General features: G+C 39.9%; 14 protein-coding genes. 10 read left to right on the plus strand and 4 right to left on the minus strand.

The window, feature by feature from the left end; translation table 11 throughout:
* Positions 1-165: 165 nt before the first annotated feature.
* Positions 166-468 (minus strand): hypothetical protein, encoded by a 303-nt coding sequence (locus tag CSV76_RS00220; RefSeq protein ID WP_085428505.1) that lies wholly within the window; start codon positions 466-468, stop codon positions 166-168.
* Between the two features lie 200 nt (positions 469-668).
* On the opposite strand from CSV76_RS00220, the gene CSV76_RS00225 reads away from it, so the two are divergent.
* From CSV76_RS00225 to CSV76_RS00245, 5 genes are read left to right on the plus strand one after another with little or no spacing between them, the layout of a single operon-like run.
* A complete protein-coding gene (locus tag CSV76_RS00225; protein ID WP_085428506.1) occupies positions 669-1,775 on the plus strand; it encodes an ABC transporter ATP-binding protein in 1,107 nt (368 codons plus the stop codon).
* Entirely contained in the window at positions 1,765-2,577 is an 813-nt protein-coding gene (locus tag CSV76_RS00230) for an ABC transporter permease (RefSeq protein ID WP_085428507.1), read from the plus strand. The genes CSV76_RS00225 and CSV76_RS00230 overlap by 11 nt, the downstream gene beginning before the upstream one ends.
* Positions 2,574-3,371, plus strand: a complete 798-nt coding sequence (locus CSV76_RS00235; RefSeq protein ID WP_099624452.1) for an ABC transporter permease — start codon at positions 2,574-2,576, stop codon at positions 3,369-3,371. The genes CSV76_RS00230 and CSV76_RS00235 overlap by 4 nt, the downstream gene beginning before the upstream one ends.
* Entirely contained in the window at positions 3,368-4,441 is a 1,074-nt protein-coding gene (locus CSV76_RS00240; protein WP_085428509.1) for an ABC transporter substrate-binding protein, read from the plus strand. Before CSV76_RS00235 ends, CSV76_RS00240 begins: the two co-directional genes overlap by 4 nt.
* 36 nt (positions 4,442-4,477) lie before the next feature.
* Positions 4,478-5,137: a potassium channel family protein gene (locus CSV76_RS00245; protein WP_085428510.1), complete on the plus strand. Its 660-nt coding sequence runs from the start codon at positions 4,478-4,480 to the stop codon at positions 5,135-5,137.
* 164 nt (positions 5,138-5,301) lie between these two features.
* Here CSV76_RS00245 and rnjA read toward each other — a convergent pair whose 3' ends face one another.
* The 3 genes from rnjA to def all read right to left on the minus strand — a co-directional run bounded on the left by rnjA (position 5,302) and on the right by def (position 7,979).
* Positions 5,302-6,969, minus strand: coding sequence for a ribonuclease J1 (gene rnjA / locus CSV76_RS00250; RefSeq protein ID WP_085428511.1), 1,668 nt, complete (start codon positions 6,967-6,969; stop codon positions 5,302-5,304).
* A 3-nt stretch (positions 6,970-6,972) separates the two neighbouring features.
* Positions 6,973-7,182, minus strand: a complete 210-nt coding sequence (locus CSV76_RS00255; protein WP_085428512.1) for a DNA-dependent RNA polymerase subunit epsilon — start codon at positions 7,180-7,182, stop codon at positions 6,973-6,975.
* Positions 7,183-7,421: 239 nt separating this feature from the next.
* A complete protein-coding gene (def, locus tag CSV76_RS00260; RefSeq protein ID WP_085428513.1) occupies positions 7,422-7,979 on the minus strand; it encodes a peptide deformylase in 558 nt (185 codons plus the stop codon).
* Positions 7,980-8,159: 180 nt separating this feature from the next.
* Here def and CSV76_RS00265 point away from each other — a divergent pair, with 180 nt between their 5' ends.
* From CSV76_RS00265 to lpdA, 5 genes are all read left to right on the plus strand, one after another.
* The gene (locus CSV76_RS00265; RefSeq protein WP_085428514.1) at positions 8,160-8,789 is read left to right on the plus strand and encodes a YkyA family protein; all 630 of its coding nucleotides are present in this window, start codon (positions 8,160-8,162) and stop codon (positions 8,787-8,789) included.
* 373 nt (positions 8,790-9,162) lie between these two features.
* Positions 9,163-10,278 carry a pyruvate dehydrogenase (acetyl-transferring) E1 component subunit alpha gene (gene pdhA / locus CSV76_RS00270; protein ID WP_085428515.1) on the plus strand — a complete coding sequence of 372 codons (1,116 nt, stop codon included), beginning with the start codon at positions 9,163-9,165 and terminating at the stop codon, positions 10,276-10,278.
* A gap of 3 nt (positions 10,279-10,281) precedes the next feature.
* The gene (locus tag CSV76_RS00275; protein WP_085428516.1) at positions 10,282-11,259 is read left to right on the plus strand and encodes an alpha-ketoacid dehydrogenase subunit beta; all 978 of its coding nucleotides are present in this window, start codon (positions 10,282-10,284) and stop codon (positions 11,257-11,259) included.
* A gap of 34 nt (positions 11,260-11,293) precedes the next feature.
* Positions 11,294-12,670 (plus strand): dihydrolipoamide acetyltransferase family protein, encoded by a 1,377-nt coding sequence (locus tag CSV76_RS00280; protein WP_099624453.1) that lies wholly within the window; start codon positions 11,294-11,296, stop codon positions 12,668-12,670.
* 5 nt (positions 12,671-12,675) lie between these two features.
* The gene (gene lpdA, locus CSV76_RS00285; RefSeq protein ID WP_099624454.1) at positions 12,676-14,088 is read left to right on the plus strand and encodes a dihydrolipoyl dehydrogenase; all 1,413 of its coding nucleotides are present in this window, start codon (positions 12,676-12,678) and stop codon (positions 14,086-14,088) included.
* Positions 14,089-14,099 lie beyond the last annotated feature (11 nt).

Consider the following 14,099-nt stretch of genomic DNA (forward strand, 5'->3'; position numbering starts at 1 on the left):
ATATAAAACCTCCAATTAATCTTTTGTACAACCACATGACTGCGCTGTACAATTCTTATCTAGAATAACAAGATCCCGAGTCGAATTCAATTAGAATGACTCGAAGATGATAATAATTATTATAAAGAGCGGTAAACCTTATATATTTAGGATTTGAGTAGATAATTACTCAAAGTCTTGTGTACAGTCAGAAGGTTTTACAGGGCGTGTTTGGCATGTTTTGCAATTTGGATCACAAATCATTTCTCGCCATTCATCGCAATCTTTGCAATAACGCGCGTCAAATTCGTCGCTATAATGTAATGGTTCCATGCACTCTACGCAATGAGAAGCCATCTCTTTCCACGTTCGGATTTTCTTATTGTTTACTAGGAAAATCCCTTCTAGATGATTTTCTTTTGTAGCGGGCTCGGCTTTTCGATTCCGCTTGGCATCAGAGTCCAGATAAAAAAATAAATGGTCTTCCAACTGAATCCCTCCTTAACATATGGTTTCATTCTACTATGTCATCTGCGAAAAAACAATTTTCATGACCATTTTCCTGTATGCTGTATTCCTATTTTACATTATATAGATGGTTGATTTCACTATCATTTTGTGTATAATGAGTAGGTTTACAACTGTTCATTAATCACAAGAAATAATACGTTACGCAAGGAGGAAATCTATTGACTACTGAACCGATTATTCGTTTTGAGAATGTTACAAAACGCTATGATGAATCTACAACTGTACTCAACCGAGTTTCATTTGAAATGGAACGCGGGAAATTTTATACATTGCTTGGGCCTTCTGGCTGTGGAAAAACGACTATTTTACGTTTGATCGCCGGCTTTACGGAAGCTACAGATGGAACAATCTTATTTAATGGTAAGAAGATTAACGCTGTACCTGCAAATGAACGTCAAGTGAACACAGTATTTCAAGATTATGCATTGTTTCCTCATTTAAATGTATATGAAAATGTAGCATTCGGTTTACGTATAAAGAAAGTGAAAAAGAATGAAGTGGATCGACGGGTAAAAGAAGCGTTGAAGTTCGTCAATCTAGAAGGGTACGAATCTCGGGAAATTACTGAAATGTCGGGTGGGCAGCGTCAACGCGTTGCAATTGCTAGAGCGATCGTCAATGACCCTGAAGTGATTTTACTAGACGAACCATTGTCTGCACTCGATTTGAAGTTGCGTTCTGAAATGCAGTATGAATTACGAGAGCTCCAACAGCGTCTTGGTAAAACATTTGTTTTTGTTACGCATGACCAGGAAGAAGCACTTGCGATGTCCGATGAGATTTTCGTCATGAATAACGGAGAAATTCAACAATCTGGGACACCGATCGACATTTACGATGAGCCAATTAACCGGTTCGTGGCAGACTTTATTGGAGAATCTAATATAGTAAGTGGGAGAATTATTGAAGATTATCTAGTGGAATTCACAGGTAAACAATTCCCGTGTGTAGATGGTGGCTTTTATCCTAATGAAAAAGTGGATATCGTCATTCGTCCTGAAGATTTGGAAATGACTACTGTTGAAAAAGGAAGATTCAGTGTCACAGTAGATACGCAATTATTCCGAGGTGTACACTATGAGCTTTCAACGTATGACTCTGATGGTAATGAGTGGCTAGTCCATTCAACGAAACCAGCGGATGTAGGGATGTTAATCGGTTTGGATTTTGAACCTGCAGACATTCATGTTATGCGACTGAATGAATCTGAAGCAGACTTTGATGCACGTCTGGAATCGTTTGGAGTGGCGGAAGATGAGGAATAAAAAACCGTTACGTTTTATATATGCCACACCGTATGCAGCTTGGTTATTATTATTCGTACTAGCGCCGATCGTTGTTATCGTGTATTACTCATTTTTCGATTTATCCGGCCATTTAACGTTGGCTAACTATCGGAATTTCTTTACATCGATTTATTTCAAATTAACGATGAGCTCATTTTGGTATGCCTTTCTTATTACCTTTTTTGCTTTATTGATCTCCTATCCGACAGCTTATTTCTTAACTAAGACGAAGCATAAGCAATTATGGTTATTGCTCATTATCATACCTTCGTGGATTAATCTGTTGTTAAAAACATATGCCTTTATTGGGTTGATGGGGATTTATGGACCGATTAATGCCTTTTTGGAAACGATTGGCATAGGTAGTCAGCAAATATTATTCACGGATTTTAGTTTTGTGTTTGTTTCTGTATATATCTTTATTCCATTTATGATTTTACCGATTTTTAACTCCTTAGATAAAATCAATCCAGCACTTCTTGACGCATCGAAGGATTTAGGGGCGAATGCATGGGTAACCTTTAAACGGGTGATTTGGCCATTGACAACAGATGGTGTGAAATCGGGTGTACAAGTCGTGTTCATTCCGGCTCTGTCTTTATTTATGATTACTCGCTTAATTGCAGGTAATAAAGTAATCACACTGGGTACTGCGATTGAACAGCAATTCCTCGTGACGCAAAACTGGGGGATGGGTTCGACAATTGCCGTATTCCTTATTATCTTCATGTTCTTAATTATGGTGCTGACGTCAGGCAAAGAGAGGGGCATAACTAAATGAAGAAACTGGGTAGTTTGCCGAGAATTTATTTGGCGGCAGTCTTTATAATTTTATATGCTCCTATTTTTTATCTCATTTATTACTCCTTCAACTCAGGAGGCGGGATGTCGCATTTCGAATCATTCACATTGGAGCATTATCAAGCGGTGTTTCAAGATACACGGCTTTTAATTATTGTGATGAATACCGTAATTATTGCATTATTGTCTGCCTTACTTTCTACAACTATAGGTGTAATAGGTGCGCTTGCCATCTATTTCATGAAAAATAAGTCTGCACGTAAAACGGTATTGTCGCTGAATAATATTTTAATTGTTAGCCCGGATGTCATTATCGGTGCCTCATTCTTAATATTATTCACGCTAATTGGAGTGAGATTAGGTTTTGCTTCGGTGCTGATTTCCCATATTGCCTTCAGTATACCTATAGTTGTCATCATGGTATTACCGAAATTGCTGGAAATGAGTACTACGTTAATAGATGCAGCACTCGATTTAGGTGCGTCACGTAAAGATGTACTGACACGTGTTATATTGCCATATATTAAGCCGGGTATTTTTGCAGGATTTTTCCTTGCTTTAACCTACTCACTTGATGACTTTGCGGTTACCTTTTTCGTCACAGGAAATGGCTTCTCGACATTATCCGTAGAGATTTATTCTATGGCGCGAACAGGAATCACATTGACAATTAATGCTCTATCGGGATTAATCTTCTTGATCACGATCGTGTTGGTGATTGGTTATTATATTGTTGGAAATAAAGCAAAGTCACCTCAGGGGGTGAAGAAATGAAAGGATTAGTCAGCAGTGCAATCGCGATCCTACTCGTTTCTGGTGTTCTATTATTTACGAACTATCAGCTTGAACATAAAGCGGGACGTGCAGGCAAAGATACGATCACAGTTTACAACTGGGGCGAATATATTGATCCAGATCTTCTGAAGCAGTTTGAAGAAGAGGAAGGGATCAAAGTCATTTATGAAACATTTGATTCAAATGAAGGAATGATGGGGAAAATCGAACAAGGTGGAACCGCTTATGATGTTACAGTTCCGTCTGAATACGCAGTGCAGATGATGGAAGAAAAGGATTTATTACTTCCACTGGATTTCTCTAAAATTCCGAACATTAAACATATCGATCCGTATTTTATGAATTTAGCTTTTGATCCAGATAATCAGTATTCAATTCCGTACTTCTGGGGAACTGTAGGTATCGCGTATAACGCATCATTATTAAATGGTCAGACGTTTGAAAGCTGGGAAAGTTTATGGGATGCGTCATTGCGTCAAAAACTTATTATAGTAGATAGTGCGCGCGAAGTAATTGGCGTGTCGTTAAATTCACTCGGTTACTCATTGAACTCCACCAGTCTCCAAGAACTTAAAGAAGCAACCGACAAGTTGGAAACGATGGGCCCGAATGTCAAAGCCGTCATTGGCGATGAAGTCACGCAGTTAATGATTAATAATGAAGCATCCGTAGCGCTGACTTGGTCAGGGCAAGCAGCAGATATGATTTCGGAGAATGAAGACATTGATTACATTGTGCCGGAAGAAGGTTCAAATCTATGGTTCGATAATATTGTCATCCCGAGAACTTCAACAAATATCGAAGGTGCCTATAAATTTATAAACTTCATGCTGGATCCTGAAGTGGCGGCGCAAAATGCAGATTACGTAGGCTATTCTACGCCGAACATTTCAGCCTTATCGTTTATGGATAAAGAAACTACGGAAGATGAACGGTTTTATCCTGACGAAGAAGCGAGAGAGAATCTAGAAGTGTATGAAAATTTAGGCTTAGAAACACTTGGGGTGTATAATGAGTTATTCCTGAAATTCAAAATGGGATTGCGATAAAACGAATAACTATTCGCAATAGCGAGGAGTAATGAGATGAAAAAGGAATTTGTAGTGATTGGTTTGGGTCGTTTTGGCGGTAGTATCGTTAAAGAACTGATTGAGCTCGAAGCAGACGTTATGGCGATTGATAAGTCACAGGAACGCGTGGAAGAGTTTGCGAATATCGCAACCCAGGCAGTGGCGGTCGATACGACAGATGAAGCGGCATTGCGTTCGTTAGGTATACGAAATTTCGAACATGTTGTAATCGCGATCGGGGAAAATATTCAAGCTAGTATTCTGACTACGTTGATTTTAAAAGAAATCGGTGTACAACGTATTACTGTAAAAGCGCAAAATGATTACCATGAAAAAGTATTACGTAAAATCGGTGCGGATCAAGTCGTTCACCCTGAGCGTGATATGGGGAAGCGAATCGCGAATAACTTGGTTTCGAATAATATTTTGGATTATCTAGAGTTGTCCGATGAATATTCCATCGTGGAAATTCAAGCCAATAACCACATCGCCGGCTCTTCGTTGATCGATTTAGATATTCGCGCGAAGTATGGCGTCAATATTGTGGCTATTAAACGGGGGACCCATATCCTAGTTTCTCCTCAGGCGATTGAGCAGATCGAAGTAAACGACGTTCTCATCGTGATAGGATCAGATTTAGATATCCACCGCTTTGAACGGAAAGCATTGCACTAACGAATAGATAGGGGATAGCGTGGAATTGCCACCTTTCGCTCTAGAACAACTACTATCCTTTACTGGAAGCAATAAACAAAAAACTGAAGACAGACTCCTAGTTTATAGGAGTTGCCTTCAGTCTGAAGCAAGTGCTACTATGCACTTGCTTTTTTTATGAATTTTTAAAGTTCCATGATGACAGGAAGAATCATTGGTTTACGCTTCGTTTTTTCATATAAATATGGAACGAGTGTATCGATGATGTCGCCCTTTAAATTGTTGATAGAATCAGGTTTAGCAGCTAGTTTGCGCTGTAATGTCTTCGAAAGCATATACTGTGCTTCGTTGATCATTGCGCCTGATTCGCGCATGTAGACGAATCCACGTGAGATCAGGTCAGGACCGGATACTAAGCGATTCTTTTTCGTGTCGATTGTAGCGACTACAATAACTAGACCATCTTCAGAGAGGATTCGGCGGTCACGTAGCACGACGTTACCGATGTCGCCTATACCACTTCCATCAATATAGACATCGCCTGACGGTACGCGTCCTGCTAGTCTTGCTGTTGAATCAGTAAGTGCGAGGACGTCACCGTTTCCCATAATAAAGATATTATCAGGCTCGACGTCACAGTCTATCGCTAGTTGAGAGTGCATATTCATCATACGGTACTCACCGTGAATCGGCATGAAGTATTTAGGCTTAATTAAACGTAACATAAGCTTTTGCTCTTCCTGTGATCCGTGTCCGGATGTGTGGATGTTGTTCAATGGACCATGAATAACTTCTGCACCTGCACGGAACAGTGAGTTAATCGCTTTGTTGACACTTAGTGTGTTTCCTGGGATAGGTGAAGATGAGAAGATTACTGTATCACCAGGTTGAATTTGTACTTGTCTATGTGTACCGTTTGCGATACGTGATAAAGCTGCCATCGGTTCACCTTGGCTACCCGTACATAAAATCATTACTTTGTTGGCAGGAAGACGATTAAGCGATTGAGCATCCACGAATAAATCTTTTGGAGCGTCAATATAACCTAGTTCGCGACCGATTGTGATGGCATTATCCATACTGCGACCAAAGACAGCGATTTTACGACCGAAGATCTGTGCTGATTCGATGACTTGTTGTAATCTGTGGATATTCGAAGCGAATGTAGCAAAAATAATTCGACCATCTACTGTACGGAAAATATCGTTTAAGCTTTCTCCTACTTTACGTTCAGACATTGTAAAGTTAGGCACTTCTGCATTCGTACTGTCTGATAATAGACAAAGTACGCCTTCGCTACCGATTTTCGCCATCTTATGCAAGTTAGCAGGTTCACCGACTGGCGTGAAGTCGAATTTAAAGTCTCCTGTATGGACGATATTACCGGAAGGAGTTTTCACTACTACTCCGAATGCGTCAGGAATACTGTGCGTAGTTCTGAAGAATGACACTGCTGTTTTACGGAATTTAATAAAATCATCTTCTTCAATTTCATGAATTTCCGTTGTGCGCAATAATCCATGCTCTTCCAACTTATTGCGAAGTAATCCAATCGCGAGTTTACCGCCATAGACGGGAACATTCACTTTGCGCAATAGATAAGGGATGCCACCAATATGGTCTTCATGACCGTGTGTGATGAAAAGTCCTTTGATCTTATCGATATTGCGTTCGAGATAAGTATAATCTGGAATTACATAGTCAATACCTAGTAATTCATCTTCTGGAAATTTGATTCCGGCGTCGATAATAATAATTTCATCTTGGAATTGGATACAATACGTATTTTTACCGATTTCACCTAGTCCGCCTAGGGCAAAAACAGCTGTTTCATTATTTTTAATAGATTTCATAAATTAAACCTGCTCAATGTGGAAGGCTGGGGAAGCTTGTTCATAAGTTAAATGTTCGCCTTCCAACTTTTGCACGAATTCAATCATTAGATCACGGTCTTTTAATCGATTCCGAACTTCTCTTTCGTTTTCAGCTTCTACGTACAAGCTAAGTGTGTTCTCGCGGACTGGAACTTCATGTACGTTTAAATGGTAATATACTTTGAAAATCATGTTAAACTCTCCTTTTACGTTCGTAATAATACATATCATCAATAATAGCATGCAATTTCCCTAAAATAAAGAAAAGCCCACCAATTACTTGGCGGGCGTAAAAGTCTAGGCAATCGTCTTTTTACCGAGCAGGCCATTAAGTCGTCTTAGCAGTTTGCGTTTTAGACGTTTATACATGGCATCATCACTCCTTGACAAGACAGTAACAGAAATTTCTTATCCTGTCAAGTATAAACGCTTTACTCTCTGTCGAAAGCTGTAGCACCAGGTATTTCCTTGTAAGGAGAACTTTCATCAATGTGATCATAGAACATGATGCCGTTTAAGTGATCCAATTCATGCTGGAAAGCAATTGCTGGCAATCCTTTCAAACGCTTCTTAATAACATTTCCTTCCTTATCAAATGCTTTCACAGTAATTCTCGCGTAACGGGGAACATATCCCGGAACTTCGCGATCTACTGATAAACAGCCTTCGCCAGTTTCTATATAGGTCTTTTCGACAGAGTGACTAATAATCTTAGGATTAATTGCGATGAAGTTTTCCAGTAAATTCTCGCCGTCAGGTATATGCAGGGCGAAAATTCTTTTTGACGCATTTGTTTGGGGAGCAGCCAAGCCAATACCCGAACGTAAGCCGTACTTTTCACACAGTTCGTCGTCTTGGCTATTGACGACATACTCCAATAAATTATCGCATAATTGACGATCTTCATTACTTAAAGGAAAGTCTACCTCTTTTGCTTTCAAGCGCAACGTCGGATGACCTTCACGAATGATGTCTTTCATTAAAATCATTTCTACTCTTCCTCTCGGATATATTAGGTATAGTTAGTATATAGCATAATCTACAATTTGCTTGTAGAACATGTGGATTAAAGTTATATAATCGTAAAAACTAATTTCCTTTAATACAGTATAAACGAATGAGAAAAATGGTGAAAGAAAAAAGTATATAAAGAGCGAGGAGGATTGTAGATGAAGAAAGTAGTTTGCACAATGTTCATACTGATTCTGTTAAGTGGTTGTTCAAAAGAGCCTACCATAGCGCAGCAATTCAGGGATTTCCTAATCGCTGTGAATGAAAAAGAAAATAAGGGGAACAACTTTGGAAGGAAGTTATACGAAAAAGAGCACAAAGAACAGGAGTTATTTATTCAACTAATGGAATTAACTCAACAGCAATATCCAGAAGTGAAGCAGCGAGTAGTTGCATTGAAAAGATCTGTACGTGAACGGTCCATGTTGCTTGAAAAAGAGGAGAGTGCTGTTCGCGAGTCGAAGGAAACTATAGGGCAATTAGCTGAAAGTATGAATCAAAAGGGATTCACTAGCCAAGTAGAAGATGTAGTGGATGCACTTACTGAACGTTCAGGAATACATGAAGCTTTCATTTTGCAGTATAAAAAACTTTTAGATAGTCAAATGCAATTATATACGCAGCTTGAAGATCAATCGGTGCGTGAACTAGGACTTCAAAAACAAGTAAGTGAAGTAAATGATCTAATTGCTGCTAGTCAGCAAACTCTAATAGAGTTTAATGAGACGACTCGGGAAGTAAATCGATTAGCGAGTCGTACATCAAAAAGTTTAGAACAGCAAAAATAAGGAAGTATATAGTAGACGGCAAGAATGGAATAGAGAATTTTTGCATGCAAAAGCTTACACATTAAATATCTGCGATAGAAATTTTAAAGCGTGTTAACAAGCCTGAAACAGAGATTGTTCATATGTAGTCTAAACAAGCATTTTGCAGATAAAGTTCGGCGTATAGAATGCTAGTGAAAAACTCTTCTGTACCAATACAGAATCGATATTGTAATAGTACAGATTGTTTGAAATGATATATGCCAAACGAGTGAAAGTCTTTGATTACAATGGTTGACCAAGCGCTCAGTTTTGCGTATACTGAAAAATATAAGAAGTTGTATTAACTTTATTTGAAAACAATATAATACAGATAAGAAGGAGAGATCGAGATATGGTAGCTAAAAAAGGAAATCAGTATGATCCAGTGAAAGCGCTTCAACTGATTGAAAGCCAATTTGACATGGTACAAATTCTGGATGAAGAAGGAAAGATCGTGAATAAGGACTTGGATCCTAAACTTTCTGATGAAGAATTAGTGGAATTAATGAATCGCATGGTATATACACGTATCCTTGATCAGCGTTCTATTTCATTAAATAGACAGGGCCGTCTTGGATTTTATGCTCCGACTGCAGGACAAGAAGCTTCCCAGTTAGCATCACAGTATGTGCTGGAAAAAGATGATTTCATTTTACCTGGATATCGTGACGTTCCTCAGTTGTTATTCCACGGTTGGCCGTTGCATATGGCTTTCTTATGGTCAAGAGGACATTATGCGGGCAGTGTCATTCCTGATGGACTTAATATCTTCCCACCACAAATCATTATTGGTGCACAATACGTTCAAGCAGCAGGAGTAGGTCTAGGCTTTAAGAAAAAAGGAAAGAAATCAGTTGTTATTACGTACACGGGTGACGGCGGAACATCTCAAGGGGACTTCTATGAAGGATTGAACTTCGCAGGAGCATATCAAGTGCCTGCTATCTTCATCATTCAGAATAACCAGTATGCGATTTCTACACACCGTGATGTACAAACTGCAGCTAAAACACTTGCCCAAAAAGGTGTAGCGGCAGGCGTGCCAAGTGTATTGGTTGATGGAATGGATCCGTTAGCAGTATACGTTGCAACACGTGATGCTAGAGAGCGTGCAGTTAATGGAGATGGACCGACACTTATTGAAACAATGTGTTACCGTTATGGGCCACATACGATGGCAGGCGATGATCCAACACGCTACCGCACATCCGATGTTGACACTGAGTGGGAAAAGCGTGACCCAATCGTTCGATTCAGAACATACCTAGAAGCGAAAGGTATTTGGTCTAAAGAGCAAGAGGAAAAAGTGATTGAACGTGCGAAAGAAGAAATTAAAGAAGCAATCAAAAAAGCAGACGGTGAGCCTAAACAAAAGGCTTCAGACTTTATGAAGATTATGTATAAAGGCGAAATACCGTTTAACCTACAAGAGCAATTAGATGCGTATGTTGGAAAGGAGTCGAAATAACCCATGGCAGAATTAACAATGATTCAAGCAATTACAGAAGCACTCCGTACTGAGCTGAAAGCAGATGAAAATGTATTGCTATTCGGTGAAGACGTTGGGGCTAACGGAGGTGTCTTCCGTGCCACGGAAGGCCTCCATAAAGAATTTGGCGAAGAGCGAGTATTTGATACGCCGCTGGCTGAGTCTGGTATTGGCGGATTAGCAATTGGTCTAGCGCTTACTGGTTTCCGTCCTATCATGGAAATTCAATTCTTCGGTTTTCTATTTGAAGTGATGGATTCTGTAAGTGGTCAAATCGCAAGGATGAACTTTAGAACAGGTGGACACTTCAATGCACCTATTACGATTCGCGCACCATTTGGCGGCGGTGTAGCAACACCTGAAATGCATGCGGACAGCCTAGAAGGTCTTGTAGCATCACAACCTGGTTTAACTGTCGTTATTCCTTCGACTCCTTACGATGCAAAAGGTCTGCTGATCTCTGCAATTAAGAGTGACGATCCAGTCATTTTCTTGGAGCATATGAAATTGTATCGTTCATTCAGACAAGAAGTTCCTGAAGAAGAATATTCTATTCCTTTAGGAAAAGCAGATGTGAAGCGTGAAGGTACAGATTTAACAATTGTCACATACGGCGCGATGGTTCAAGAAAGCCTGAAAGCTGCTGAAGCACTTGAAAAAGAAAATTACTCAGTGGAAGTAATCGACTTGCGCACAATTCAGCCACTTGACGTAGAAACAATTATCAAATCAGTTGAAAAAACAAATCGTGCAATTGTTGTACAAGAAGCGCAACGTCAAGCCGGAATTGCTGCTAACGTAGTAGCTGAAATTACGGAACGTGCAATCTTGAGCCTAGAAGCTCCTGTGCTACGTGTGACAGCGCCAGATACAGTGTATCCATTCGCAGCAGGCGAGAATACATGGTTGCCTAACGCGAAAGATATTGCAGCGAAAGCAAAAGAAGTTCTGACATTCTAAATACTTATTGGACAATCCAGGAAGGGTGAATTACGTGACTTATGAATTTCGATTACCAGATATTGGTGAAGGTATACACGAAGGGGAGATCGTCAAGTGGTTCGTTAAACCAGGCGATGTAATCCAGGAAGATGATACATTACTAGAAGTGCAAAATGATAAATCAGTAGTAGAAATTCCATCACCTGTATCGGGTACTGTAGAAGAAATTTATGTTTCTGAAGGTACCGTAGCAGTGGTTGGAGATAAATTGGTGCGTTTTGACGCGCCAGATCATGACATACCGGATCATGATGATGAGGATGAGGAAAGCGTAGACTCCTCAAAAGAAGAAGCAAGTGCGGAAAAATCCCATGAGCAAGTCGGGGAAGCTTTGGGAAGCGTAGATTCCAAAAAACCGGAACAGACAACTGAGCAACAGCCATCTGCTGAACTGGAACAAGCGCAACCTTCTAATGCATCTCGTGGTGATGTGGATGAAAATCGCCGTGTCATTGCAATGCCATCTGTACGTAAATATGCACGTGAAAATGATGTCACGATTGCACAAGTAGCAGGCAGTGGCAAAAATGGTCGTGTTTTAAAAGAAGATATAGATTCATTTAAATCAGGTGGTCAACAACAACCTGCGACTGAATCAACAGAATTACCACAAGATGCACAGACACAAGCATCATCTGAAAAACAAGCACCTGTCTTTGAAGGTGAATTCCCGGAAACACGCGAGAAATTGTCACCTATGCGAAAGGCAATCTCAAAAGCTATGTCGAACTCCAAACATACAGCAGCACACGTTACATTGCTGGATGAAGTGGATGTTACAGCGCTCGTGGCACACAGAAAAGAATTTAAAGCAATTGCAGCGGAAAGAGATATTAAATTAACGTATCTTCCTTATGTAGTGAAAGCACTTGTTGCTACTTTGCGTAAATTCCCGCAATTAAATACGTCGTTAGATGATGAAACTGAAGAGTTAATTCAAAAACATTATTATAATATTGGAATTGCAGCAGATACAGACCGTGGCTTAATGGTACCGGTTGTAAAAAATGCAGATCGTAAATCCGTGTTCGCTATTTCGGATGAAGTGAATGAACTCGCTGGTAAAGCGCGTGATGGAAAACTTCAAGCAGCAGAAATGAAAGGCGCATCATGTACGATCACGAATATTGGTTCAGCAGGTGGATTGTGGTTTACACCAATTATTAACCACCCAGAAGTAGCTATTTTAGGTATCGGAAGAATTTCTGAAAAACCTGTAGTAAAAAATGGTGAAATTGTACCTGCACCTATGTTAGCATTATCTTTAGTGTTTGATCACAGAGTGATTGATGGCGTAACGGGGCAGTTAGCGTTAAACTATCTTAAGGAATTACTAAGTAACCCATCACTTTTATTAATGGAGGCGTAAAGCAAATGGTAGTAGGAGATTTTCCAATTGAAGTAGACACGCTCGTAGTTGGTTCAGGTCCCGGAGGTTATGTTGCAGCAATTCGCGCAGCACAACTCGGTCAAAAAGTAACAATTGTAGAAAAAAATACAATCGGTGGCGTATGTTTAAACGTTGGTTGTATTCCTTCTAAAGCTATGATTTCTGTTGGACATCGTTTTGTGGCTGCTAAGAACTCTGATTCTATGGGAATTACTGCACAATCTGTCGAATTAGATTTCTCGAAAGCTCAGAAGTTTAAAGAGAGCGTTGTTTCCAAATTAACAGGTGGCGTATCAGGATTGTTAAAAGGTAATAATGTAGAGACAGTTGAAGGGGAAGCATATTTCGTAGATGCTAACACTGTACGTGTCATGACAGATAAATCTGCACAAACGTATAAATTCAACAATGTCATTATCGCAACTGGTGCACGTCCAGTTGAAATTCCTTCTTTCAAATTTACTGATCGCGTAATCAATTCTACTGGCGCTTTAAATTTAAAAGAATTGCCGAAAAAGCTTGTCGTTGTTGGTGGCGGTTATATCGGTACAGAACTAGGGTCAGCTTATGCGAATCTAGGTTCTGAAGTAACCATTCTTGAAGGTGCAGACGATATTCTTGCAGGTTTCGAGAAACAAATGACTCAAATCGTCAAAAAAGGCTTAAAGAAAAAAGGCGTTGAAGTAGTTGTTAAAGCATCTGCTAAGGGCGTTGAAGAAACAAAAGATGGCGTCGTAGTAACATACGAAGCTAAAGGTGAAGAAGTGAAAGTTGAAGCGGACTACGTTTTAGTAACTGTAGGTCGTCGTCCAAATACAGATGAAATCGGTTTGGAAGGTCTTGGCTTGAACATGACTGACCGTGGTTTGATCGAAGTGGACAAGCAGTGCCGCACAAACATCCCGAATGTATACGCAATCGGTGATATCGTAGCTGGACCACAGCTTGCACACAAAGCATCTTATGAGGCGAAAATTGCAGCAGAAGCTATTTCTGGAGAAAAATCTGAAGTTGATTATATGGCTATTCCAGCTGTATGCTTCACAGATCCAGAACTTGCTACGGTTGGCTTAAACGAAAAGCAAGCAAAAGACGAAGGATACGATGTTGTGACTGGTAAATTCCCGTTTGCAGCAAACGGACGTGCTCTTTCTTTGGATGCTACAGAAGGTTTCGTGAAGCTTGTTGGCCGTAAAGAAGATGGCTTATTACTTGGTGCACAAATCGTTGGTGAAAATGCTTCTGATATGATTGCAGAGCTAGGACTAGCGATTGAAGCGGGTATGACTCTTGAAGATATTTCTATGACGATCCATGCTCACCCTACTTTAGGTGAGATTTCCATGGAAGCAGCAGAAGTAGCTCTTGGTAAGCCGATTCATATGATGACGAAATAAAACAACTAGAA

The organism is Sporosarcina sp. P17b, assembly GCF_002743115.1.
GTDB classification, from domain to species: Bacteria; Bacillota; Bacilli; order Bacillales_A; family Planococcaceae; genus Sporosarcina; species Sporosarcina ureae_C.

What these genes read in the sequence shown, in the direction of transcription:
- CSV76_RS00230 (WP_085428507.1), top strand. Translation starts at nt 1,765, where the DNA reads ATGAGGAATAAAAAACCGTTACGTTTTATATATGCCACACCGTATGCA.
- CSV76_RS00235 (WP_099624452.1), top strand. Translation starts at nt 2,574, where the DNA reads ATGAAGAAACTGGGTAGTTTGCCGAGAATTTATTTGGCGGCAGTCTTT.
- CSV76_RS00240 (WP_085428509.1), top strand. Translation starts at nt 3,368, where the DNA reads ATGAAAGGATTAGTCAGCAGTGCAATCGCGATCCTACTCGTTTCTGGT.
- CSV76_RS00245 (WP_085428510.1), top strand. Translation starts at nt 4,478, where the DNA reads ATGAAAAAGGAATTTGTAGTGATTGGTTTGGGTCGTTTTGGCGGTAGT.
- rnjA (WP_085428511.1), bottom strand. Translation starts at nt 6,969, where the DNA reads ATGAAATCTATTAAAAATAATGAAACAGCTGTTTTTGCCCTAGGCGGA.
- CSV76_RS00255 (WP_085428512.1), bottom strand. Translation starts at nt 7,182, where the DNA reads ATGATTTTCAAAGTATATTACCATTTAAACGTACATGAAGTTCCAGTC.
- def (WP_085428513.1), bottom strand. Translation starts at nt 7,979, where the DNA reads ATGATTTTAATGAAAGACATCATTCGTGAAGGTCATCCGACGTTGCGC.
- CSV76_RS00265 (WP_085428514.1), top strand. Translation starts at nt 8,160, where the DNA reads ATGAAGAAAGTAGTTTGCACAATGTTCATACTGATTCTGTTAAGTGGT.
- pdhA (WP_085428515.1), top strand. Translation starts at nt 9,163, where the DNA reads ATGGTAGCTAAAAAAGGAAATCAGTATGATCCAGTGAAAGCGCTTCAA.
- CSV76_RS00275 (WP_085428516.1), top strand. Translation starts at nt 10,282, where the DNA reads ATGGCAGAATTAACAATGATTCAAGCAATTACAGAAGCACTCCGTACT.
- lpdA (WP_099624454.1), top strand. Translation starts at nt 12,676, where the DNA reads ATGGTAGTAGGAGATTTTCCAATTGAAGTAGACACGCTCGTAGTTGGT.